A 23600-nucleotide genomic window follows, 5' to 3' on the forward strand; every position below is an offset into this window, starting at 1 on the left:
GATCGCGTTTGTCGAGGTGACGGCGACGCGACGCGACGCGACGCGACGACGCTACAGCTCCGCGACCCGCCCAGCCTCGACGCGCCAGTGGCGGTCGGTGTGGACGGCATCCAGCATCCGGCGGTCGTGCGTGACGAGGAGCAGGGTGCCCGTGTACGACTCCAGCGCCTGCTCGAGCTGCTCGATCGCGGGCAGATCGAGGTGGTTCGTGGGCTCGTCGAGCACGAGCACGTTGACGCCGCGCGCCTGGAGCAGTGCGAGCCCGGCGCGCGTGCGCTCCCCCGGCGACAGCCCGTCGACGGGACGGGTGACATGGTCGGCTTTGAGCCCGAACTTCGCCAGCAGCGTGCGCACGTCGGCCGCGCTCATCTCGGGCACGAGCCCCTCGAACGCATCGGCGAGCGGCCGCTGACCGACGAGCAGCGACCGGGCCTGATCGATCTCCCCGATCGCGACGCTCGATCCGAGCGACGCCGAGCCCTCGTCCGGACTCTGACGGCCCAGGATGCCGCGCAGCAACGTCGTCTTCCCGGCACCGTTCGGTCCGGTGATGCCGATCCGCTCGCCCCCGTTCACCTGCAACGACACGGGTCCGAGAGTGAAGTCGCCCTGCCGGAAGACCGCGCCGGAGAGCGTCGAGACGACCGCGCTCGATCGCGGCGCGGCGCCGATCGTGAATTCGAGCTTCCATTCCTTGCGCGGTTCCTCGACCTCGTCGAGTCGCGCGATGCGGCTCTCCATCTGCCGGACCTTCTGCGCCTGCTTCTCGCTCGACTCCATCGACGCCTTGCGGCGGATCTTGTCGTTGTCGGGCGACTTCTTCATCGCGTTGCGGACGCCCTGGCTCGACCACTCGCGCTGCGTCCGCGCACGGGCGACGAGGTCGGCCTTGGTCTCGGCGAACTCCTCGTACTTCTCGCGCGCCTGCCGGCGCAGCGTCGCCCGCTCCTCGAGGTACGCGTCGTACCCTCCGCCGTAGACGCGGTGCGAGTTCTGCGCGAGGTCGAGTTCGAGGACGCGGGTGACGGACCGCGCCAGGAACTCGCGGTCGTGACTCACCAGCACCACCCCGCCGCGGAGGCCCGCGACGAACGTCTCGAGACGCTCGAGGCCGTCGAGGTCGAGGTCGTTCGTGGGCTCGTCCAGCAGCGCGATGTCGAAGCGCGAGAGCAGCAGTGCCGCCAGCCCCACGCGCGCCGCCTGCCCGCCCGACAACCCCGTCATCAGCGCGTCGGCGCCCACCTCGAGCCCGAGGTCGGCGAGCACCACCGGCATCCGTTCGTCGAGGTCGGCCGCACCGCTGGCGAGCCAGCGCTCGAGGGCCGTGGCGTAGGCGTCGGCGGCGCCCACGGCCTCGGGGTCGCCGAGGGCCGCGGCCGTGGCATCCATTTCTCTCGTCGCCTCGGCGCAGCCCGTGCGGCGCGCGATGTACTGCGCGACGGTCTCGCCGTCGATGCGCTCATGCTCCTGCGGCAGCCACCCGACGAAGGCGTCGGCCGGAGCGAGGGCGATCGTGCCCGCGAGCGGCTCGTCGACCCCCGCGAGGAGCCGGAGTAGCGTCGACTTGCCCGCGCCGTTCGCCCCGACCACGCCGACGACATCGCCCGGGGCGACCGTGAGGTCGACACCCTCGAACAGTGTGCGGTGACCGTAGCCTCCGGCGAGTACCTGGGCGACGAGCGTGGCGGTCATCCCTCCATTGTCCCAGGGGTGGCAGCGGCGCGCGGCGCCCCGCCCCACGCGGCGCCCCGCCCCGCCCCGCCCCGCCCCGGCGCGAGAAACGGCATCCACGGCGAAACACGGGGCGACAAGACGTTTCTCGCCGCGAGTCGCGTTTATCGCGAAGGGAAGCGCGCGCGGCAGCTCCTCAGGTGAAGCGTTCGAGGCCGCCCCAGCCGCCCACCCACGCCTCGAGATGCGGCTCGTCGCGCAGGACATGAACACCGGATGCCACGATCTCGCCGCCATCGAACCCGACCTCGGCGCCCCACCGCTCGGCGCGGCGCCGGGCCCGTCGCGAAACGGCGGTGCCGACGATCGTCCCGTCGGCGGCGCTCACGCGAAGCCGCCCCTCGGCGCCCTGGCCGAGCTGAGCGAGCCGTTCGGCGAGCGCGTCCACGCCGTCGAGCAGCACCGGCAGGTCCAGGTGCCACACGACACGCGCGTCGGGCACCGCGCCCGACCTCACGCGGGGGTCCGCGGCGAGCGCGGCGAGCGTCGGCGGCGCGTCGAGGACGACGGTCGCGCGCGGGAACGCCGCGAGCACGGCATCCACGCACAAGAACACGGCGGCCTCGGGATGCTCCCCCGCCAGGTGCACCACGAGGTCGGGGGCCGCGGGAAGCAGTCCCCGCCCGGCTGACCCGGCGACGGGGATGTCGGCGGCGAGGCGCAGCGTCTGACGATTGCCCTCGCGGGTGCGGTCGATGTCGCGGCCCGACCAGTCGGGGCCGTCGTGCCAGGCGACGGCCCCGGGGACGTGGGCGAGGATCGCGCCGGCCTGCCACGCCCGGTGCACCCACTCCCAGTCCTCGCCGCCGTACGCGGTGAACGTCTCGTCGAAGCCGCCGACCTCGTCGAAGAACCGCCGCGAGCAGGCCGACACCGCCCCGATGACGAACCGGTACGAGCGGTCGTCGGCCCGCAGCAGGTCGCCCGTCCGGGCGTATTCTTCGCGCAGCCACGAGGGCTCGGGCAGTTCCCGCTCCGGCCCCGCCTCGGCGACCGGGACGTCGGTGCCGACCCCGGCGAAGTCGGCGTGCCGGCGCCGCCCCACCGTCACGGCCTCGGGCAGGAGGGCGGGCAGGCGCGTGAGGGCCCGGACGTATCCGGGTTCGGGGGTCGTGTCGGCATCCAGGAAGCACAGGACGTCCCCGGTGCTCGCCGCGACGCCGAGATTGCGGGCGGCCGCCGCCCGGAAGCCGCGATCGTCCTGCCGCACGAGCCGCACGCCGTCTGGCACGACCGGAGCCTCGGGCGAGCCGTCGTCGGCGACCACGATCTCGAGGCGATCGGCCGGGTGGTCCTGCTGCGCGAGGGCCGCGAGGGTGCGGGCGAGCTCCGCGGGCTGGTCGTAGTGCGTGATGATGACGCTGACCCGCGGCGGCTCCGGCTCGCGCCCCGCGACGAGGTCCCAGCGGTTCCCGACGACCCACGGCGCGTCGGCGGGCGTCGAGTGTCCGGGACACGCCGCATCGGGGTACGGCGCATCGGCTTGTCTTGGACACTCGGCGGACGCGGACGCGGCGGGCACGCCGTCGGGCGCGGGCAGGGCGGCCCACCACGCCAGGTACGCGCGGGCGACGTCGGCAGGACCGAGGGGGACGGGGTGGATGCCGTGCCAGGTGGCATCCGGATCCTCCACCGCCGCGCGCACCGCCGCCGCGAGCGCAGACGGCTCGACGGGGAGCAGGGTCCCGGGCCGGAGCGCGGCCATCTCGTCGACGTACCGGTTGCGGAGGGCGATCGGGCGGCGCCCCCACCCGATCCACGACGTCAGCGACGCCGACGCCGACACGTGCTGGTGCGCGATCACGGGGACCGACACGGCGCGGGCGCGTTCGGCCATCTCGCGGTCGTCGAGCCACCCGGTCACCGCCACGGCGACGCCCGCGTCAGCGGCACGGCGAACGAACGCGTCGAGGTCGGCGGCGTGTCCGTCGGAGGCGCGGCCCAGGATCGTCAGTCGCCCGACGTCCGCCGCGACGGCGGCGGCGAGCGCTTCGTCGTGCCCTTTGCCGGGGTAGAAGTACCCGAGGACGCCGGCGGTGCCGTCCGGCCGCGGACGCGGTCCGGGGGCCACCGCGGGCACCGGCAGGGGCACGATCTCGACGGGCCCGTCCCACACGCCCTCTTCGGCGAGCAGGGCGCGCTCGTGGGCGCTGTTGACGGCGACGGCGTGAGCGGCCCGCGTCACGGCGGCGTAGAAGGCACGGCGGCGCGGACGGTTGCGTTCGCCGTCCGAGGCCTGCGGCACATCGTGCAGGGTGACGGTGAGCGGATGCCGCCGGGCCAGGGCGGTGAGCCGTTCGGTCGCCTCCTCGGGCGAGGGCCCCCACAGACGCTCGGTGACGTGGACGTGCAGCGGCGTCCCGGCGGCCAGGGCGTCGAGATCGGGGCCCGTCGCGACGCGGAACGAAGGGTCGAGAGCACGCACGTCGTCCGCGACGGCGCGCGCGTACACCGCGACCCCGTGCGGCCCGGCGGGTGCGAGAAGGACCGGTCGCATGCTCATACGGCGCGCCACCGGCGCAGCAGCGGGGCGAGGCGCTCGACCGCGGCCGTGACGAACTCCGGATGCGCGGCGTACCACCCGCGGTGCGCCTCGGCGACGGTGCGCGCATCGAGCGTCTCGCCGCCGACGATCCACTCGGGGCGGGGCTCGGCATCCAGGTCCCACGCCTCGACGACCCACGGTTCGAGCGGTGCCCGCACGCCGGCGAGGATCGGACGCCCGGGGTCGACCGCGCTCCCGGGCGCGCCGAGGGCCGCGACGATGCGCTCCCCCAGCGGCAGGAACACCGCGTTGCCGGGATGGTTGACCGTCCGGGCGAGGTCGGCCACCACCGGGGCGTAGAGATCGGATGCCACGACGTCGACGCCGAGGTCCTCGCGGCGGCGAAGCTCCGCGAGGGAGTCCTCGGCCACGGCCCGCACCGCGTCCGGCGGGAGCACGGAGGCCACCGGGAGCCCCGCGGCCTCCGCGAGCAGCCGGACGTCGTGGTACGCCACGAGCGGCGGGTCCTCGTCGACGCCGGGGACCCGGATCGCGGCCTGGAACGGCTGCAGCCCGCCATAGCGGAGGGACGGCACGACCACGGTCCGGGCGTGGGCGGGAAGCGCCGCGCGCAGCTGCGCGGTGCCGAGCGGCAGACCGCGATAGTCGTCACGGATCGGCTGCACGACGAGGAACGACGCCCCCGCGAGCAGCCGGTGCAGGCGTTCGGCGTCGGCGGCATCCATCTCGTGCACCGCGGGGACCCGCACCCCGGGGTGGGTGTCGTTCGACACGACCAGCCGGATCGATTCGGCTTGGCAGTTGCCCACGACGACGCCGTAGCCCTCGGGCGCGGGGGCGTCGCCGAAGAATTCGGCGTAGTGCCGACGGCGCGCTATCACCGCCGCATCCTCGTCCGCAAGGCTCTCGGAACCGCTCTCTCTGCCGCGCATGATGTGAACGTACGCCGTCGGTGCCGTCGCCTTCGCAACGGTCCCGTTGCCTTGCGACTCCTCTCCTGATGCGATACGCCCCCCATCGCCGCACTCCAGGAGGACCCCCGATCGACGCCACCGCCCCTCGCCGGATCCGGGTCGCCGCCGTGCCCGCCGGGCACCCGTACACACGGGCCATCACCGACGAACGCTTCGTCGATCTGCGCGCCGACCCGCCGCCCCCGGGGGCCGCCCCCGGCCAGTGGTGGCCGCCGCAGGTGCTGCTGCCCGAGTGGCTGGACGCGCACGCCGACGAGATCGACGTGGTCCACGTGCACTTCGGCAGCGAGTCCTCCTCGACCGAGGAGCTGTCGGCGACGGTCTCCGCCCTCCGCCGGCTGGGCCTCCCGCTCGTCTACACCGTCCACGACCTCGAGAACCCGCAGCTGACCGACCAGGGGGCGCACCGCGCCGCGCTGGCCGTGCTCCTCGCCGGAGCCGACGAGGTGACCACGCTGACCGCGCCGACCGCGGCCGAGGTCGAGCGCGACTACGGCCGCGTCAGCGTCGTGATCCCCCACCCCACGCTCGCCGACGGCACCGCCCTTCCCGTCGGCCGCCCGCACGCCGGGACCCGTGTCGGGGTCCACCTGCGCGACCTCCGCCCCAACATCGACGGCGTGGGGACGGTGGCGACGCTCGTCCGCGCCGTCGCCGACCTGCGCGCCCGGGGCACCGACATCGAGGCGGTCGTGCGCCTGAACGAGAACGTGCGCGACCCCGACGCCGCGGCATCCATCCACGCCCTCGCCGACGGCACCGACGGCGTGACCGTGGAGCGCGCGGCACGGCTCGACGACGACGCCCTCGCCGCGTGGCTCGCCGACCTCGATGTCTGCCTGCTCCCCTACTCGCACGGCACGCACTCGGGGTGGGCGGAGCTCTGCTACGACCTCGCCGTGCCCGTCGTCGGCACGCGCGTCGGCCATGTCGCCGCGCAGCATCCCGCCGACTTCCACGCGTTCCGCATCGGCGACCCCGTGTCGCTGGAACGGGCGATCGTGGATGCCACGGCCGGGGGCTGGTCGGTCGCCGGGTCCGATGCGCGCGGTGCGGAGGTCGCGCGTCGCCGGGTCGATCGGCTCGACGAACGCGAGCGGGTGCGCCAGGCCCACGTCGCGGTGTACCGCCGGTCGATGCGGACGGAGCACGCGGCATGACCCGCGCGCCGAAGCCGTTGCGGGTGCTGGTCGTCGCCCCGTCGCGTTACCCGCTGCGCCAGCCGCACGCCGGTGGTCTCGAGGCGACCGTGTGGGACCGCGTCCGATGGCTGCGCGACCGCGGGCACCAGGTCACGCTGTGCGCCGCGGAGGGATCCGACTTCCTCGAGGACTCCCCCGGCTTCGCCCTGCCCGCACCGACCTGGTCGCGCGTGGAGGACTCCTCGGACACGGGCTATCCCGAGGGGTACGCCGCCGCGACCGACGCGGCGCACGACGTGCTCCTGGAGCGGCTCCGGACCGGCCGGCACGAGGTCGACGTCATCGACAACCACAGCCTCCACCCCGCCCCGATCCGGTGGAGCCGGGATGCCGGCATCCCGGTCGTCACGACGCTTCACACGCCCCCGCTCGAACCGATGCTCCAGGCCGCCGCGTACGTGCGCGGCAGCGCGCACCGCTTCGTCGCGGTGAGCCAGGCCACGGCGCGCGCGTGGTCGGTGGAGGGTGTCGACGCGTTCGTGTTCCCCAACGGCATCGACACCGAACGGTGGACGCGCGGTCCCGGCGGGCCGCGGTGGGTGTGGTCGGGACGCATCGTCCCCGAGAAGGCGCCGCACCTCGCCATCGAGGCCGCCCGGGCCGTGGACGCCGAGATCGTCGTCGCCGGACGCATCGGCGACGTCGACTACTTCCAGCAGGAGGTGGCGCCTCGCCTCGGCGGGCATGCGCGCTACGTCGGCGCGCTGCACCAGCCCGACCTGTGCCGCCTCGTGGGATCCTCGGCCGTGGCCCTGGTCACCCCCATGTGGGAGGAGCCGTTCGGTCTCGTCATCGCCGAAGCGCTCGCGACGGGCACACCGGTCGCGGCGTTCGACATCGGCGGGGTCTCCGAGGTCCTCGCCGGGATGCCGGGGACGGCCGCCGTCATGCCCGGCGACGTCACGGCGCTCGCCCACGCGGCGCGCGACCTCGCCTCCGCGGGCCACCGGGAACCGCTCACGCGCGTCTGGACCCGCCGCGCCGCGGTGCGCGAGCACGCCCTCAGCCGGCGCTACCGCGAGGTCGAGCGGGTGCTCGCCCACACCGCGCAGCCGGCGACCGAACGTCGCATCCCGGCGGTGTCGTGGTGATCGGCTGGTACATCCATCACCACGGGTACGGGCACGTCGCCCGCTTCCTCGCGGTGCAGCCCCACCTGCGCGAGAAGGTGCGCGCGTTCTCGTCGCTGCCCCGTCCGACCGGACTCGGCGACGACGTCGAATGGATCGTCCTCCCCCACGACGCCGACGCGATCGAGTACGAGGACGGCACGGTGTTCGACCCCGGCACGGCCGACCCCACCGTCCGGGGAGCGCTGCACTGGGCGCCGCACGACCATCCCGGGCACCGCGCACGCCTCACGCTCCTCGCGCGGAGCGCCGCCGACCTCCGGGCGATCGTCGTCGACGTCAGCGCCGAGGTCGTCGCCTTCGCGCGGCTGCTGGGCCTGCGGACGCTCGCGGTGACGCAGCCCGGGGAACGCACCGACGCGGCGCACGCCCTCGCCTACGACCTGGCCGACCGCATCCTCGCCCCGTGGGCGCACGGAGCGGTCCCGCCCGGAGCGCTCACCACCCGGACCGACCGGGTCGTGTGGACGGGCGGGATCTCGCGCTACGACGGACGGACCCCGGAAGGGGGGGATGCCGAGCGATCGGTGCTCTTCCTCGGTCAGGTGCTCGCCGACGACGTGCGCCGCGACGCCGAGGATCGGCTGTCCGCCGCCGGCTGGCGCACGCGCGCGATCGGACACGACGCGTCGTCGCGCCTCGACGACCCCTGGCCGCTTCTGACCTCGCACACCGTCGTGGTCAGCGCGGCCGGGCAGAACAGTGTCGCCGACCTCGCCGCGGCGGGAGCGCGCGCGGTCGTCGTCGCGCAGGACCGCCCCTTCGACGAGCAGCGGCACACCGCGTGCGCGCTGCACCGGTGGGGCCTCGCCCGGGTCGCCCCCGACGACATCGACGCCGAGGGGATCGTGGCGCTCGTCGAGGCCGCGGCGACCGACGACCCCGACTGGACGCGCTGGCAGGTGACCGGCGCCGCCGAGCGCGCCGCCGAGGCCATCGAGGCGATGCTCCCGTGAAGGTCGCGGTCCTCACGGTCGCCTCCGCGGCCCGCCGGGCCCACCTCGAACGGCAGCGCGAGGTACTCGCCGCGGTGGCCCCCGAGGCCCTCCGCGCGGAGGTCTTCCTCGATGCGACGCCGCCGGACGGCATCCGGGATGCCGACGTCCTGACGCGGCACGTCCCGCCCGGGCCGCACGGACTCCGCGTGGGCGCGGGCCGGAACACCGCGGCCGCCGCCGCGATCGCGGAGGGTGCGGAACTGCTCGTCTTCCTCGACGTGGACTGCCTGCCGGGTGCCGATCTCGTCGCGCGGTACACCGAGGCCGCCGCGGCACATCCCGACGCGCTGCTCGCCGGACCCGTGACCTACCTCGCGAGCGTGCAGCGTCCGGCCGTGGCCGACCTGCCGCATGTGACACGCCCGCACCGGGCGCGCCCCGCGCTTCCCCCGGGCGAGACGCGGACCGCCGAGCCGGACGAGTACGACCTCTTCTGGTCGCTGTCGTTCGCGGTCACCCCGGCGACCTGGGAACGCCTCGGCGGCTTCCACGGCGCGTACGAGGGCTACGGCGCCGAGGACACCGACCTCGCGTGGACGGCGCGGGCCTCCGGCGTTCCCCTCGTGTGGACGGGCGGGGCGGATGCGTACCACCAGTGGCATCCGGTGTCCTCGCCGCCCTGGCGGCACCTCGACGACATCCTCCGCAACGGCTCCGCGTTCCATCGCCGCTGGGGCGTCTGGCCGATGGGCGGGTGGCTGGAGGCGTTCGCCGCCGCCGGCGCGATCGAGCGCCGCGGCGAGCTGTGGGTGCGTCTCCCGGGCGCGTGAGGTGCCAAGAATTGTCGCTTCGGGCACGCCCGAAGCGACGAATTCTGGCACCTCACGCGCTGGAGGCTCAGCCCAGCGCCTCCCGCAGCGCTTCGACGATGCGGGTCGCACGGGGGTCCTCGGACTCCATGCGGTTGGTCACGAACGCGAAGCCCACGCGGGCGTCGAGGTCGGCGAACGCGACCTGTCCGCCGGCGCCGTCGTGCCCGACACTGCCCGGTCCGAGGTAGCGGCGCGCGGCGGAATCCCGCTGCATCCCGGCGCCCCACTCCGGCCACGGCGCCGGAGCGTCGAACACCGGAGCACCGCTCGTGCGCAGGGCCCCGGCGGCACTGACCGTCGCGTCGTCGAGGAGCCGGACGCCGTCGGTCTCGGCCACGGTCGCCGACCACATCGCGGCGAGCGCGCGGGCGGTGCTGATCCCCCCGGCGCCGGGGATCACCGCGGCGCGGACGTCGTCGGCGTTGAAGCCGTCGTGCTCGGTGACGAGCGTGGGCGGCAGCGCGCCGCCCAGGGTCATCGCGCGGTCGAGCCAGTCGACGCCGTGCGGGTCGCGTGCGGCGGCCTGTGCGGCGACGCCCGCGGCGAGGGTCGGCCCCACTTCGAGGTGGGCGACGGATGCCGCGATCTCCGCCGGCATCCCGAGCCATGCCCCGCCGCCGACCGCGTCCGCCATCTCGGCGAAGGCGGCGGAGATCCCGACTCCCCCGGCGCGCCGCACGATCTCGCCGGAGATCCAGCCGTGCGTGAGCGCGTGGTACGCCCATCCTTCGCCGGGGGCCCAGAGCGGCCGCTGCGCCGCGATGATCGCCGAGACGGCGTCGAAGTCGAGCAGTTGGGCGCGGCTGACGTCGACCCGCGGCGCCGAGACACCGGCCCGGTGCGCGAGGGCGTCGCCGACGGTGACGGTGTCTTTGCCCCACGTGCCGAACTCCGGCCACAGCTCGGCGAGCGGACGGTCGTAGTCGAGGCGACCGGATGCCACGAGCCGAGCCGCGAGGATCGACATGAGCCCCTTGGTGCACGAGAACACCACCGTCGGGGTGTCCCGCTCCCACGGGCGGCCGTCGCGCGAGTCGGCGATACCGCCCCACAGGTCGACGACCTCGCGCCCGTCGACCCGCACCGACAGCGCGCCGCCCATGCCCGGGTGGCTCTCGAATGCCGCGCGGAAGGCATCCGCGACCGGGGCGAACCCGGATGCCACGGAGCCCTGCACCGCGGTCATCGGACGTCCTCCGTCACGATGAGACGGTCGCCGTCCCACCGGACCGGGAGCGGGTCGGACAGTGTGCCGATGAAGGCCCCGTCGGCGGCCACGTTCTCGAACGCCAGCAGCACCGGCCGGCCGTCGGCGTCCTCGGCGATCCGACCGCTGTAGAGGTTCTCGGGGGCGACCAACGTCGCGCGACGCACGTCGTAGGGGCCCCGCGGATCGTCGAGCGCGACCGCCCAGATGCCACCGCGCTCGCCCTCCCGGTGACCGGCGAGGTGCGCCGAATCGCACGAGAACACGAGCACCCAGCGACCCTCGACCTGCACGACCTGCGGCACCTCGAGGTGCGCGAACCCCGCACCGGCGGTGCTGCGCGGGGGCCGCACCTCCCACCGCACGAGGTCGGGCGACCACGCGTGGCCGACGACCCCGCGATCGCGCCCCGGACCGTCGACGGCGCGGGCGGTGACGAGCATGTGCCAGCCGTCGCCGTCGGGGTCCGCGAACACCCACGGGTCGCGCCACGCCTCCTCGTGCCAGGTGCCGGCCGCGAGCGTCTCGTACCAGCGCGGGTCGGCGGCCACCACGACGCCGGGGTCCTTGACCCACTCCGTCAGGTCGTCCGACGTGGCCGCGAGCACGGTCTCGACGTTGGTGATGCGCCCCGGCTCCAGGAACCGCGACCCGGTGTAGAACATGCGCCACCCCGCCGCCGCCTCGACGATGCTGCCGGTCCAGGTGGCCGTGGCATCCGGAGCCTCTCCCCCGGTGGGCTCGAGCACCGTGCCGTGCACGGTCCACGAGCGCAGATCGCTCGAGGTCGCGTGCCCCACCGTGGCGTTGCGGTGGCGCAGGTCGGGGTCGCCGAGACTGGTCGGCGCCTGCAGGAAGAGCATGTGGTGGGTGTCGCCGTCGCGGGCGAGCCAGAAGTCCCAGACCCAGTGGTCGGGCAGCGTGAACGTCATGATGTCCGTTTCGATGGAGGGGTCGAGCGGTCAGCCCTTGACCGCGCCCTGCACCAGCGCCCGGATGAACTGGCGCTGGAAGACGAGGAAGAGCAGGACGGCCGGCGTGATGATGATGAGGGCGCCCGCGTTGAGCAGGGGGATGCTGAGCGAGTACTGCCCCTGGAAGAAGGTCAGGGCACCCGCGACCGTGCGCTGCAGCGGGTCGGCGATGAGGACGACCGGGAGCAGGAACTGGTTCCAGGTCCAGATGAACAGCAGGATCGCGAGCGCCGAGAGCGCCGGCGCCGCCAACGGCAGCTGGATGCTGCGGAACTCGCGCCACAGCGACGCCCCGTCCACGCGCGCGGCCTCGGACAGCTCGCGCGGGACGTTGATGAAGTGCGCGCGCATCCAGAACACGCCGAACGGCATGAAGAGCCCGATGAGGGGGAAGATCACGGCCCACGGGGTGTTCACGGTGCCCATCGACTGCGCCTGGTAGTACAGCGGGATGATGAGCGCCTCGAACGGGATCGTGAGGCCGAGCACGAAGAAGACGAGCACTCCGCGACCGAACCGCACCTGCAGCGACCCGAGCGCGAACCCGGCGAGGGTCGCGGCCACGAGGCTGACGGGCACGACGCCGAGCACGATCACGAGGCTCGAGCCCATGAGCTGCCACACGTGTCCGGTCTCGAACGCGGTGGCGAAGTTGCCCCACTGCGGGTCGGTCGGCCAGGTGAGCCCGGTCGGGTTGCGGTCGGCGGGCTGCAGCGCCGCCGAGAACATGCTGATCAGGGGCAGCAGCGTCACGATCGCCGCGACGGCGAGGAGGACGGTTCCGAGGACGCGCTCGGTGCGGCTGGCGATCACGAGTCACTCGCTCTCGAGAGGCGTTGGATGGGGAGGACCACGACGAGCACCAGCACCATGAGCACGATGCCGAAGGCGGATGCCAGGCCCACGTCGCTCTGGGTGAAGCCGATGCGGAAGATCGACAGGCCGGGCACGAGGGTCGCCCGCCCGGGGCCGCCCTGCGTCGAGGTGTAGATGATGTCGAAGCTCGACAGGGCGGCGATGACGGTGACGGTCACGAGCACCGCGATCTCCTGCCGCAGGCCCGGCAGCGTGATGGTGAAGAACTCGCGCCACCAGCCCGCGCCGTCGAGCCGGATCGCCTCGTACAGCGAGACGTCGATCTTGCCGAGCCCGGTGAGCAGCAGCACGGTGCACAGTCCCGTGAGGACCCACGACCCGATGAGACCCACCGCGGGAAGGGCGGTGCCGTAGTCGGCGAGCCACGGCCGGGTGATCCAGCCGAACCCGATCCATCCGAGGATCTGGTTCACGGCGCCGGTCTGCGCGTACATCCAGGACCACGCGATACCGGCGGCGGCCAGCGGGATGATCTGCGGGAGGAACAGCACCGTCTGAGCGGTGGCGGCGAAAGCCTTGTTCCGGATGCCGCGGATCAGGGTCGCGAGCACCAGTCCGAGCCCCACCGGGATGAACGTGAAGAACGCGATGAGCACGAAGGCGTTGCGGATCGCGCCAAGCAGGTCGGGGTCGGTGAACACCGTGAGGTAGTTCTCGAACCCCACCCACCGGGCCACGCCGATGCCGTTCCAGTCGTAGAACGAGTACTGCACACCCTGGAACAGGGGCCAGATGACGAACCCGATGTAGAAACCGAGCGCGGGGACGAGCAGCAGCCATCCGGCGAGGGTCGCCCGCCGGGCCACTGCGCGTGCAGCGGCCCGGCGAACGGGTGCGGTCGTCGTCGCCGGGTCGGCGGCGTCTTTTCGGGGGGCCGCCGCGACGGCGACCGCACGATCGGTCATGGTCAGCCGACCTCGCTCTCGTAGAACTTCTGCACGCGGTCGACGAACTCCTGGCCGGTGATCTGGCTGGTCACCAGCAGCTGCGACTCGGGGATGATCGAGCCCGCGTAGATGCCGGCGGTGGTGTTGGCCATGAAGTCGACCTGGCCGTTCTCGGCGCCGATCTGCGCCGACATCTCCAGGGCGTTCTCGATCAGCGAGCCGGCCTGGACGGTCGGCAGCTCGAGGCTCGGGTCGCCGCCGGGCGAGGCGCCCGTGACGTCGACGATGATCTGTCGCGCGGCCGGGTCGGTGTGCACCCAGTTGAGGAAGTACACGATCTCGTTGAGGTGCTTCGACTTCGCCGCGACCGAGAACGAGTTGGCCGCGCCCATCGCGACGTGACCGGCGCCCTCTTCGGCCGGCGGCACCAGGAAGAAGCTGACGTTGTCGCCGAGCGCCTTCTGGTAGTTCGCGGCCTCCCAGTTGCCGTTGAAGGTGAACAGGCCCTCACCCGCGGAGAAGCGGCTCGTGAAGGTGAAGTAGTCGATCGCGTTGATGTCGGACGGGAAGTACCCGGCATCCGCCCACTTGCGGACGAGCTCCGCGCCCTGGACGTTGCCCGGCTCGTCGTAGCGCGCGCCCGGCTCGTTGAACATCCACGACAGGAACTGGTCCTTGTCGACGTACTGGTTCATCGCGGCCTGGACCACGAAGTTCACCACGCCGTCCTTGTCGCCGGCCATGATCGGCAGGATGCCGGCGGCCTTCGCCTTGGCCATGTCGGCCTCGAGCTCGGCGAGGGTCTGCGGCGGGGCGGTGATGCCCAGCTGCGAGGCGAGGGTGTCGTTCATGTAGATGCCGGTGATGCTGTAGCCGAGGCCGAGCTGGTACAGCGAGCCCGAGCCGCGGATGCCGTCCTCGCTCATGCGCAGCGGCGCGAGCTGCGATGCCGGCCAGGCGTCCCATCCGTACGCGTCGAAGTACGGGTCGAGGTTGGCGACGAGGCCGTCCTTGACCGTGTCGCCGAGCGTGGGGAGGCGGATCAGGTCGGGCGGGGTGTCGCTCGCGAGGAGCTTGGGGGCATTGGCCGTGAGGTTCTGGAACGTGTCGCGGGTGATGTTGAACGTCACGTTCGGGTGCTGCTTGGTGAATTCCTCGGTCAGCTTGTCGGTGACCGGGAACCCGGTCTCGTCGGCGATCGTCAGCTGGACCGGGTCGCTGGTGAGTTCGGTGCTCACGTCGGTGGCGGCGGCGGTCTGCGGTGCCGCAGCGCCGGGAGCGCAGCCGGCCAGCAGAGCGCCGGTGAGCCCGGCGATCGCCGCGAGCGCGAGGGGCGCGACGCGACGGGTGCGCGTGCGCGGGGTACGGGTGGACATGTCGACTCCTTCGTCAGTGCTGCGGGTACCCAGGATGCGGGTCTTCTGGTGCGATCCTTGCTGCGGTACAGTGCTGAAAGGATTTAGCAGGGATATTTGCTCAGACGATTCCGGCCCTGTCAAGATTCACTGTCAGGATCGTTACCGTCGGCGCGGGAGCCGATGACCCAGGAGGTGCGGATGGTCAAGCGCGTCACGCTGACCGATGTCGCACGTCTCGCCGGACTCTCCCCCTCCGCGGCATCCATGATCCTCAACGGTCGCCCCGACACCCGACTCTCCCGCGACGCCCACGACCGCGTCCTCGCCGCGGCCGCGGAACTGGGGTACCGCCCCAACGTCGCCGCGCGGGCTCTGCGCACGAGCACCTCGCACACGATCGGCTTCGTCTCCGACCTCGTCGCCACCACCCGCTTCGCCAGCGGCCTCATCAAGGGCGCGCTCGGCGCCGCCGAGGCCGCCGGCCACGTCGTGCTCGTCGCCGAGACGGGCGGCGAGCCCGAGCGCGAGGCCGAGGCCGTCTCGGCGCTGCTGGACCGGCAGGTCGACGGGGTGATCTTCGCCTCGATGCGCGCGCGCGAGATCCTCGTCCCGCCGATCCCCTCGAGCGTGCGGGCGGTGATGCTGAACGCCACCAGCGAGACGCACGTCTGCAGCGTGCTGCCCGACGAGGAGACCGGCGGACAGCGGGCGATCGAACTGCTTCGGGATGCCGGCATCCACGACGACATCCTGCTGCTGGGCTACGACGCCGACGCGGAGCGCGACCTGTTCCGCTCGGCGACCGTCGCGGCGCGGGTCCGCGGGATCTACGACACGATGGCGCGCGAGGGCATGAGCTTCTCCCGCGAGGAGTCGATCTGGCTCTGGGAGCCCGACCACGGGCACGACGTCACGGCGCGGGTGCTGGCATCCGGTCCGCCTCCGCGGGCGATCGTGTGCCTCAACGACCGCCTCGCGTTCGGCGCCTCTCAGGCTCTCGGCGAAGCGGGGCTCCGGGTGCCCGACGACGTGGCACTGGTCTCGTTCGACAACGACGAGCTGGCGGCGTACCTGCGCCCCGGCCTCACCACGATCGGCCTTCCGCACGAGGCGATGGGGCGGCGCGCGGTCGAGCTACTGCTCGCTCCCGACGGCCCTCCCCCCGGCGAGCACCTGGTGGAGATGCCCGTGGTGATCCGCGCGTCCCTCCCCTGACGCTCCGCAGTCGCGTGAGGTGCCAAGAATTGTCGCTTCGGCGGTGTCCGAAGCGACAAATTCTGGCACCTCACGCCTTGGAATGAGGGATGCCGCGGGCTACGCGCTCCGCAGCCAGGCCGTCGCCTCGCCGGGGAGCGTCCCCGACTCGACGGGAGCGCTCGACAGCAGCACCTCGCCCGCGGGGAGCTTCACCGGTTCGGTGCCGAAAGTCGTCACCACGGTCCAGCCGTCGGGGCGGGCGAAGGCCACCACGTCGTCCCGTCCGAGGTCGAGCCACTCCAGCTCCTCTGCGGTCTGCAGGTCGTGCCGGAGGTCGAGCGCGCGACGGTAGAGCGACAGCGTCGAGGCGGGATCGCCGTCCTGGCGGTCGACGGCGTAGGTCGTGAACCACTCCGGTTGCGGCAGGTGCGCCCCGCCCCCACCGAAACCGAACGCGGCGTCGGAGGCCGCCCACGGCAGCGGGACGCGGCATCCGTCCCGCCCGATGTCGACGCCCGGGCTGCGGAAGAACGTCGGGTCCTGACGGGCGGCGTCGGGGATCTCGGCGACCTCGTGCAGGCCGAGCTCCTCGCCCTGGTACAGGTACGCCGAGCCCGGCAGCCCCAGCACGAACAGCGCCGCCGCGCGGGCGCGGCGTTCCCCCCGCGCGGTGTCGAGCGCGGGCGAGGTGCCGCCGGAGAGCAGCCACTCGTTGCCGTGCTTGCGCGTCGGACGGCCGTCCTCGGTGCGCTCCGCGTCGGGCAGCCCGTAACGCGTGGCGTGCCGGACGACGTCGTGGTTCGACAGCACCCACGTCGTCGACGACCCCGACTCGGCGGCGAGCGCGAGGTTGTCGGCGACGATGCGACGGAACTGGCCCGCGTCGAAGTCGGCCTCGAGCAGGTCGAAGTTGAACGACTGCCCCAGGCTCTCGATGCTCGCGTACAGCGGCACGCGCGAGGGGTGCACCCACGCCTCGGCGACGGCGGTGCGGGGCGGGTCGTAGGAGTTGAACACCGCGCGCCACTCGGCGTACACCTCGTGCACGTCGTCGCGGTCGAGAAGGGGGTGGTTCCCGTCCTGCGGCAACGCGGCGAGCTCGGCGGCCGAGGGCAGTGGCTCGCTGAGGTCCTTGGTCAGCATGTGCGCGACGTCGATGCGGAACCCGTCGACGCCCCGGTCGCTCCAGAAGCGCAGCGTGGTCACGAAGTCGGCCCGCACCTCGGGGTTCGCCCAGTTGAGGTCGGGCTGCGACACGTCGAAGTTGTGGAAGTACCACTGCCCGTCGGCGACGCGCTCCCACGCGGAGCCGCCGAACACCGACTGCCAGTCCGTCGGCGGCTCGCTGCCGTCGGGACCCGTGCCCTCGCGGAAGATGTAGCGGTCGCGCTCGGCGGAGCCGCGACCGGCGGCGAGCGCCTCCTGGAACCAGGCGTGGTCGTTGGACGTGTGGTTGGGCACGATGTCGACCACGACACGGATGCCGTGGGCGTGCAGCTGCGCGATGAGCTCGTCCATGTCGGCGAGGGTTCCCAGGCGCGGGTCGACGTCGCGGTAGTCGGCGACGTCGTACCCTCCGTCGGCGAGCGCCGAGGGGTAGAAGGGGCTGAGCCAGACGGCATCCACGCCCAGTTCGGCCAGGTACGGCACCCGCGAGGTGATGCCGGGGATGTCGCCGAGGCCGTCGCCGTTGCTGTCGGCGAAGCTGCGGGGATACACCTGGTACACCACGGCCTGGCGCCACCAGTCGGGGGCGTCGGAGAGCTCGCGGGCGTGCACGGAGGGTGCGGCGGTGGTCACGGAAGGGTCCTTTCGGGGGTGGGGGTCGGTCAGCCCTTGACGGCGCCTTGCGTGACGCCGGCCATCACCCATCGCTGGGTGAAGAGGTAGGCGACGATCGCGGGGGCCATGGCCATGAGGTACGAGGCGAAGGCGACGTTGTAGTTGTTGCTGAACTGCGTCTGGAACAGGTTCTGGCGCACGGGCAGCGTCTGCAAGGCCGGATCGCTGATGATGAGCGAGGGCATCATGAAGTCGTTCCAGGCGTACAGGAACGCGAAGATGCCGACGGTCGCGCTCATCGGGGCGAGGAGCGGGAAGATGAGCCGCCAGAACGTCTGCCAGGTCGTCGCGCCGTCGATGCGCGCGCTCTCCTCGAGTTCGAGCGGGATGGAGCGCAGGAATGCGGTGAACAGGAGCACGCTGAAGCTCAGCTGGAACATCGTGGCGAGGATGATCACGCCGAACGGGTTGTCGAGCCCGAGGCGGCCGGTGAGCTGGATCTGCGGCAGAGCGACGACGGGGAACGGGATGAACATCGCCGCGAGCAGGTAGAAGAACGAGTACCGGAAGAGCTTGCGATCCCAGTTGCGGGCGATCGCGTACGACGCGAAGGCCGCGAGGACGATGGTGGCGGCGACTGTGCCGGCCGTCACCAGGAACGAGATCGCCAGGCCCACCGGGAACTTCGTCAGCGTCCAGGCCTGCACGAACCCGTCGAAGCTGATCGGCGTCGGGAACGAGAAGGCGTTGCCGTCGACGACCTGCGCCCCGGTCTTCACCGCCATCGTGATCGAGACGTAGAGGGGCAGGAGCACCGTGACGGCGCACAGGATCAGGACGGTGGTCGCCGACCAGTTGATGCGTTCGGTACCCACCCGCCGGATGCCGGTGCGTCGGCGCGAGGGGACGGAGAGCTCTGCCTGCTCGAAGGCGAGCGCGGGCTGGTTCACGGCGGTCATGAGAGGGTGTTCCTTCCCCGGGTGAGCGAGAGCTGGAGCAGCGAGATGGCGACGGCGACGAGGAAGAAGAGGGCCGCGTTGGCCATCTGGTAGGCGTAGTCGCCGCCGTTGAAGCCGAGGATGATCGACATCGCCACGCTGCGGGTCGAGGTGCCGGGCCCGCCGTTGGTGAGACCGACGATGATGTCGTAGGCGTTGAGGAAGCCTTTGAAGCCGAGGATGACGTTGATGACGACGTAGCCGGCGACCAGCGGGAGGGTGATCCGCAGGAGCTGCTGCGTCTTGGTCGCGCCGTCCAGGCCCGCCGCCTCGTACACGTCGCCGGGCACCGACAGCAGCCCCGCGATGTAGATGAGCAGCGTGCCGGGGATGGCCTGCCAGGCGGTCACGATCACGATCGCGAGCCACGCGAGGTCGGGGTTCGCCAGCAGCGACGTCTCCAGCCAAGGGATGCCGAGGGCGGTTCCGGCCTGCGGGAGGGAGTTGCTGAAGAGGAAGTTGAAGACGTAGGCGATGATGATGCCCGAGATCACCATCGGGATGACGAAGACGGTGCGCAGCGCCTTCTTGAAGCGGATCTGCGCGGTGAGGCCGACCGCGAGCAGGAACGCCGCGATGTTGACGACGATGACCGTCGCCACCGAGAACCCGAAGGTGAACAGGTAGGCCTGGAGGATCGCCGGGTCGCTGAAGAGCGCGATGTAGTTCGTCAGCCCGACGAAGTTCCACTGCCCGATGCCGATCGAGTCGGTGAAGCTGAAGAAGATGCCGATGATGCCCGGCAGCGTGATCGCGAGGGTGAACAGCGCGAGGGTGGGCAGCAGGAACAGGTAGTAGATCGGTTCCACGCGGCGGGTGCTGCGGCGCGCGGCCGTCTTCCCGCCGGTGACGATCGTGGTGGTGGTGGTCATCGCGCGGCTCCTTCGGCGGCGGACTCGGTGGTCGAGGCGACGGGTTGGCGGAACGCCAGGCGCGACCAGTCCTGATCGAGGGTGCCGAGGGTCCCCTCGGTCGAGGCTCCGAGGATCATGGCCTGCGCGTAGCTGAAGACCGGGATGGTCTTGGGCACCAGCACCGACGCGCCCTGGTAGATGCGCCCCTCGTCGTAGTACGGGATCATCCCCGCCACACGCGGGTCGCTGGGGGCGGGAGCGTCTGTGGTGGGCGCGAACCCGAGCTGCGACTCGTTGTACGCCTCGATGATCTGCGGCTGGTACAGGTACTCCAGGAAGTCGCGTGCGGCATCCTGGTGCTTCGATCCCTCGGGGATCATGGCCGCGAGGTCCATGTTGACGCGCACCGCGAGGTCGTCCGGGTCGTTCGTCATCGGGAGCGGGAAGGTGCCGACCGCGAGATCGGGCGACGTCTTGGCGATCTCGCCGAGCGCCCACGGCCCCTGCAGGTACATCGCGGCCTGCCCCTGCGCGAAGGCGAGGTTGCCGTCGCCGTAGCCGCGGCTGGCGGCATCCGGGTTGGTGTAGGTCGAGGACAGCTCGGTCATGCGCTGCATGGGCTCGGCGAGGTCCTTCTGGAACGACACCGCGGAGTCGGGGCCGACGCCGTCGCCCTCGGCGGCGAGGCCGTCGAAGAAGTCGAGGACGTTCAACGACCCGCCCACGGCGTAGTCGTACCAGCCCTGGCCGATGGTCCAGTCGTCCTTGAAGGTGCCGTAGAACGGCGTGACACCGTCGGCCTTCAGCGTCTCGGCGGTCTGGATCAGTTCGTCCCACGTCGTCGGGACCGCGAGCCCGAGCCGATCGAAGATCTCCTTGTTGTAGATCACCGAGGATGCCATGACCGAGTAGGGCAGCGCGCTGGTGCGCCCGGCGCACGAGCCGTACTGGTCCATGAGGGGCTGCAGGTCGTCGCGAACGGTGGCGGCGGCGGCCGTGCCGGAGAGGTCGGTCAACGCGCACCGCTGCACGAACCGCGCGACCTCGTAGTTGTAGTTCGCGAGCATGATGTCGGGCGGATTGCCGCGGACGAAGCTCGCCGAGACGACGTCGACACCCGAGGCGTCCATCTCGACGCGCACCTCGTCCTGCGACGCGTTGTAGTCGGAGACCACCTGGTTCATGAACGCGAGGGCCTCGCGTTTGCTGAACGTGAAGCGGATCGTTTCGCGCCCGTCGGCGGAGCATCCGGCGAGCATCGCTGCCGCCAGGCCCGTCACCGTCAGCGCCGCGACTGCTCGTCGCACCGTCGCCGTCTTCCTCGACACGTGTCCTCCTCGCATCCTTGCGATTTTGAATCGTAGATTAAATCTACTCGTCAAATCAATGTGTTGAGGGCAGTATTGCAGGAGACACGAAGGGGGTCAAGATCCGATGACGGATGCCACACCCTCGGTTCCCTCGCTCCGCCGCCACAGCCTCGACGCCGTGCTCGCCTACGCGTGGGACGCCGAGGCATTCACGGCGAGCGACGTCATGGCCGCGGTCGCACTGACCCGGTCGACGACGATCGACGTGCTCGACGAGCTGGTCGCCCGCGGGCTGCTGATCGAGATGCCGAACGCCCGGGCCGTGGGCGAATACTCCAAGGGACGACCGGCGCGCCGCTTCGCGCTCCGCGCCGACGCCGGACTCGTCGTCGGCGTGGATGCCGGCCGCGGACACGTCACGGCGACCGTCGCCGACCTCCGCGGGGTTCCCGTGGCGACCTCGCGCCTGTCGATCGACCCGGAGCGGGATTCGCCCGAGCGCCGCCGCCGCGCCGCCGAGAAGGTGGTCGACGCCACCCTGACCCGGGCACGCGCCTCGCGCGACGATCTCGTCGCGATATGCCTCGGCGTGCCCGCCCCCGTCGACCGCGCGGGCCGCTCCCCCGCGCACCACGACGGCTTCTGGCAGCGCATGAACCCCGACTTCGTCGACACCTTCGCCTCGTGGGCGCCGGTCGTCCGAGTCGAGAACGACGCCTCGCTCGCCGCGGTCGCCGAACACGCGCAGGGTGCCGCCGTCGGCTACGACGACTTCGTCGCCCTCCTCGCGGGCGAGCGGTTCGGTGCCGGACTGTGGCTCGACGGGCGCCTCCTCCGCGGCGCGCACGGCGGAGCCGGAGAGACGGTCGCGTTCGACCGGGTCGAGGGCGTCGGCAGCGCGTACGGCCTGGCGCCGCGGTGCGTCGACGCCGCGCGGGCGGCGATCGCCGCGGGCACCCTGCCCGCCGGCAGCGCGCTGGCCGACGTGCCGGACGACGACCTGGATGCCAAGACCGTGCTCGACCTCGCCGCCGAGGGCGACCCGGGGGCCCTGGCCGTCGCGGCCGAGGTCGGCGGCCAGCTCGCGATCGTGACGGGGCTCCTCGGCAGCCTGTTCGACGTCCGCCGGGTCGTGATCTCGGGCGCGATCGCCGCCGGCGCAGGCCCGATCATCGCCGCCGCGGCCGAGGCCCTCCCCGCCGCGCTGCACCTGCCGCCGCCGGAGATCGTCGCCTCCCCGCTCGGCGCGGACATCGTGTCGGTCGGCGCCGTCGCCGCGGCCCTCGAGGCCACGCGCTCCCGAGCGATCGACCTGGCGCCCTTCGCCCTCCCCGCCGACCGCGCGCGGGCCTGAGCCCCGCGTCTCGAGCGTGAGTCGCCAGAATTCGTCGCTTACGCGACGGCACAGGCGACAATTCTTGGCGACTCACGCAACCGGTGCGCGGGCGCAACCCGTGGCTGGACGGAACACCGGCGGATAGCCTCGGGGCATGCCCGACTGGCCCTCGCACGTCCTCTGGTGGCACCTCTACCCGCTCGGGTTCGTGGGCGCGCCGATCCGCGACGGCGTCGACCCCGACGCGGAACCGGTGCACCGCCTCGAGCGCATCGAGCCGTGGCTCGACCACGTCATCGAGCTCGGTCTGAACGGCCTGCTGCTGGGGCCGATCTTCGCGTCGGAGACGCACGGGTACGACACGGTCGATCACTTCCGCGTCGACCCGCGGCTCGGCGACGACAGCGACCTCGACCGACTACTGGCAGCGTCGCGGGAGCGCGGCATCCGGGTCCTCCTCGACGGCGTGTTCAACCATGTCGGGCGGGGACATCCGGCGTTCCAGGCCGTGCTCGCGGGCGGGGACGCGACGCTCTTCCGCGGCACCCGGGTCGACGGCCGGTTCGAGCCCGAGGTCTTCGAGGGGCACGGTGCCCTCGTCGCCCTCGACCACTCCTCCGACGCGACCGCCGATCTCGTGGTCGACGTCATGTGCCACTGGCTCGCGCGCGGGATCGACGGGTGGCGACTGGATGCCGCCTACGCGGTGCCGCCGGAGTTCTGGGCGCAGGTGCTCCCCCGCGTGCGCGAGCGTTTCCCCGAGGCGTGGTTCCTCGGCGAGGTGATCCACGGCGACGGCCCCGCGATGGTGCACGCGTCGACGATGGACTCGCTGACCCAGTACGAGCTGTGGCAGGGCATCTGGCACGGCATCGCCGACGGCAACTTCTTCGAGCTGAGTCACGCGATCGAGCGCCACGACGAGCTGCTCGCGACCTTCGTGCCGCAGACCTTCGTCGGCAACCACGACGTCACCCGGATCGCCTCGGCGGTCGGGCCCGACCTCGTCCCGCATGCTCTCGCCGTGCTGTTCACGGTGGGCGGCACCCCGTCGGTCTACGCGGGCGACGAGTTCGGCTGGACCGCGGTGAAGGAGGAGCGCGAGGGCGGCGACGACGCGGTGCGGCCGGAGTTCCCGGCCACCCCGGCGGACGTGACCGACGTCGACGAGCGCATCCTCGACGCGCATCGGGCGCTCGTCGCCCTGCGCCGGCGGCATCCGTGGCTCTGGCGCGCGCGCACCGACGTCGTCGAGGTCACGAACGCCACCCTGGTGCTCCGCACCGCCGTGGATGCCGAGGCGGTCATCGTCGCGCTGAACATCGGCGACTCCCCCGCGTCGCTCCCCGCCGCCGACGCCCGGACCGTGGTCGCCGGCGAGGCGATGCTGCATGATTCCCGCGCGGAGCTCCCGCCCCGCGGCTGGGCGGTCCTCGAGGCGTGAGTCGCCAGGATGTGTCGCCTGCCG

General features: G+C 72.4%; 19 protein-coding genes. 7 read left to right on the forward strand and 12 right to left on the reverse strand.

The features are described 5' to 3' along the window. Positions 1-51 precede the first annotated feature (51 nt). The 3 genes from P8R59_RS03160 to P8R59_RS03170 all read right to left on the reverse strand — a co-directional run bounded on the left by P8R59_RS03160 (position 52) and on the right by P8R59_RS03170 (position 5169). Positions 52-1692, reverse strand: a complete 1641-nt coding sequence (locus P8R59_RS03160) for an ABC-F family ATP-binding cassette domain-containing protein (protein WP_278102684.1) — start codon at positions 1690-1692, stop codon at positions 52-54. Positions 1693-1867: 175 nt separating this feature from the next. After that, entirely contained in the window at positions 1868-4234 is a 2367-nt protein-coding gene (locus P8R59_RS03165; protein WP_278102685.1) for a glycosyltransferase, read from the reverse strand. Continuing rightward, on the reverse strand, positions 4231-5169 hold the full coding sequence (locus P8R59_RS03170) for a WcbI family polysaccharide biosynthesis putative acetyltransferase (RefSeq protein ID WP_278102686.1): 939 nt from the start codon (positions 5167-5169) through the stop codon (positions 4231-4233). Before P8R59_RS03170 ends, P8R59_RS03165 begins: the two co-directional genes overlap by 4 nt. 68 nt (positions 5170-5237) lie before the next feature. Here P8R59_RS03170 and P8R59_RS03175 point away from each other — a divergent pair, with 68 nt between their 5' ends. From P8R59_RS03175 to P8R59_RS03190, 4 genes are read left to right on the forward strand one after another with little or no spacing between them, the layout of a single operon-like run. Continuing rightward, on the forward strand, positions 5238-6371 hold the full coding sequence (locus P8R59_RS03175; protein WP_278102687.1) for a glycosyltransferase: 1134 nt from the start codon (positions 5238-5240) through the stop codon (positions 6369-6371). Next, entirely contained in the window at positions 6368-7504 is a 1137-nt protein-coding gene (locus P8R59_RS03180; protein ID WP_278102688.1) for a glycosyltransferase, read from the forward strand. Before P8R59_RS03175 ends, P8R59_RS03180 begins: the two co-directional genes overlap by 4 nt. Further along, on the forward strand, positions 7501-8499 hold the full coding sequence (locus P8R59_RS03185; RefSeq protein ID WP_278102689.1) for a glycosyltransferase: 999 nt from the start codon (positions 7501-7503) through the stop codon (positions 8497-8499). Before P8R59_RS03180 ends, P8R59_RS03185 begins: the two co-directional genes overlap by 4 nt. After that, a complete protein-coding gene (locus P8R59_RS03190) occupies positions 8496-9311 on the forward strand; it encodes a glycosyltransferase family 2 protein (RefSeq protein ID WP_278102690.1) in 816 nt (271 codons plus the stop codon). The genes P8R59_RS03185 and P8R59_RS03190 overlap by 4 nt, the downstream gene beginning before the upstream one ends. A 67-nt stretch (positions 9312-9378) precedes the next feature. Here the strand turns inward: P8R59_RS03190 and P8R59_RS03195 are convergent, their stop codons facing one another. Genes P8R59_RS03195 through P8R59_RS03215 form a run of 5 tightly spaced genes read right to left on the reverse strand, consistent with a single transcriptional unit; the run spans position 9379 to position 14673 of the window. Further along, on the reverse strand, positions 9379-10539 hold the full coding sequence (locus P8R59_RS03195; protein ID WP_278102691.1) for a serine hydrolase domain-containing protein: 1161 nt from the start codon (positions 10537-10539) through the stop codon (positions 9379-9381). Then, positions 10536-11492 (reverse strand): glycosyl hydrolase family 32, encoded by a 957-nt coding sequence (locus tag P8R59_RS03200; protein ID WP_341210401.1) that lies wholly within the window; start codon positions 11490-11492, stop codon positions 10536-10538. Before P8R59_RS03200 ends, P8R59_RS03195 begins: the two co-directional genes overlap by 4 nt. Positions 11493-11522: 30 nt before the next feature. Further along, positions 11523-12347, reverse strand: a complete 825-nt coding sequence (locus P8R59_RS03205; protein WP_077049643.1) for a carbohydrate ABC transporter permease — start codon at positions 12345-12347, stop codon at positions 11523-11525. After that, the gene (locus P8R59_RS03210) at positions 12344-13315 is read right to left on the reverse strand and encodes a carbohydrate ABC transporter permease (protein WP_278102692.1); all 972 of its coding nucleotides are present in this window, start codon (positions 13313-13315) and stop codon (positions 12344-12346) included. The genes P8R59_RS03205 and P8R59_RS03210 overlap by 4 nt, the downstream gene beginning before the upstream one ends. Before the next feature lie 2 nt (positions 13316-13317). Continuing rightward, on the reverse strand, positions 13318-14673 hold the full coding sequence (locus tag P8R59_RS03215; protein ID WP_077049644.1) for an ABC transporter substrate-binding protein: 1356 nt from the start codon (positions 14671-14673) through the stop codon (positions 13318-13320). A gap of 180 nt (positions 14674-14853) precedes the next feature. Here P8R59_RS03215 and P8R59_RS03220 point away from each other — a divergent pair, with 180 nt between their 5' ends. Continuing rightward, positions 14854-15870: a LacI family DNA-binding transcriptional regulator gene (locus tag P8R59_RS03220; RefSeq protein WP_278102693.1), complete on the forward strand. Its 1017-nt coding sequence runs from the start codon at positions 14854-14856 to the stop codon at positions 15868-15870. A gap of 99 nt (positions 15871-15969) precedes the next feature. Here the strand turns inward: P8R59_RS03220 and P8R59_RS03225 are convergent, their stop codons facing one another. From P8R59_RS03225 to P8R59_RS03240, 4 genes are read right to left on the reverse strand one after another with little or no spacing between them, the layout of a single operon-like run. Beyond that, positions 15970-17652, reverse strand: a complete 1683-nt coding sequence (locus P8R59_RS03225) for a glycoside hydrolase family 13 protein (protein ID WP_278102694.1) — start codon at positions 17650-17652, stop codon at positions 15970-15972. A 29-nt stretch (positions 17653-17681) separates the two neighbouring features. Next, positions 17682-18593, reverse strand: a complete 912-nt coding sequence (locus P8R59_RS03230) for a carbohydrate ABC transporter permease (RefSeq protein WP_278102695.1) — start codon at positions 18591-18593, stop codon at positions 17682-17684. Further along, positions 18590-19504 (reverse strand): carbohydrate ABC transporter permease, encoded by a 915-nt coding sequence (locus P8R59_RS03235; RefSeq protein WP_278102696.1) that lies wholly within the window; start codon positions 19502-19504, stop codon positions 18590-18592. Before P8R59_RS03235 ends, P8R59_RS03230 begins: the two co-directional genes overlap by 4 nt. Further along, positions 19501-20814 carry an ABC transporter substrate-binding protein gene (locus P8R59_RS03240; RefSeq protein ID WP_431606876.1) on the reverse strand — a complete coding sequence of 438 codons (1314 nt, stop codon included), beginning with the start codon at positions 20812-20814 and terminating at the stop codon, positions 19501-19503. Before P8R59_RS03240 ends, P8R59_RS03235 begins: the two co-directional genes overlap by 4 nt. A 106-nt stretch (positions 20815-20920) precedes the next feature. Here P8R59_RS03240 and P8R59_RS03245 point away from each other — a divergent pair, with 106 nt between their 5' ends. Further along, entirely contained in the window at positions 20921-22150 is a 1230-nt protein-coding gene (locus P8R59_RS03245) for an ROK family protein (protein ID WP_278102697.1), read from the forward strand. 136 nt (positions 22151-22286) lie between these two features. Continuing rightward, positions 22287-23576: an alpha-amylase family glycosyl hydrolase gene (locus tag P8R59_RS03250; RefSeq protein WP_278102698.1), complete on the forward strand. Its 1290-nt coding sequence runs from the start codon at positions 22287-22289 to the stop codon at positions 23574-23576. Positions 23577-23600 lie beyond the last annotated feature (24 nt).

The organism is Microbacterium proteolyticum (assembly GCF_029639405.1).
GTDB lineage: Bacteria > Actinomycetota > Actinomycetes > Actinomycetales > Microbacteriaceae > Microbacterium.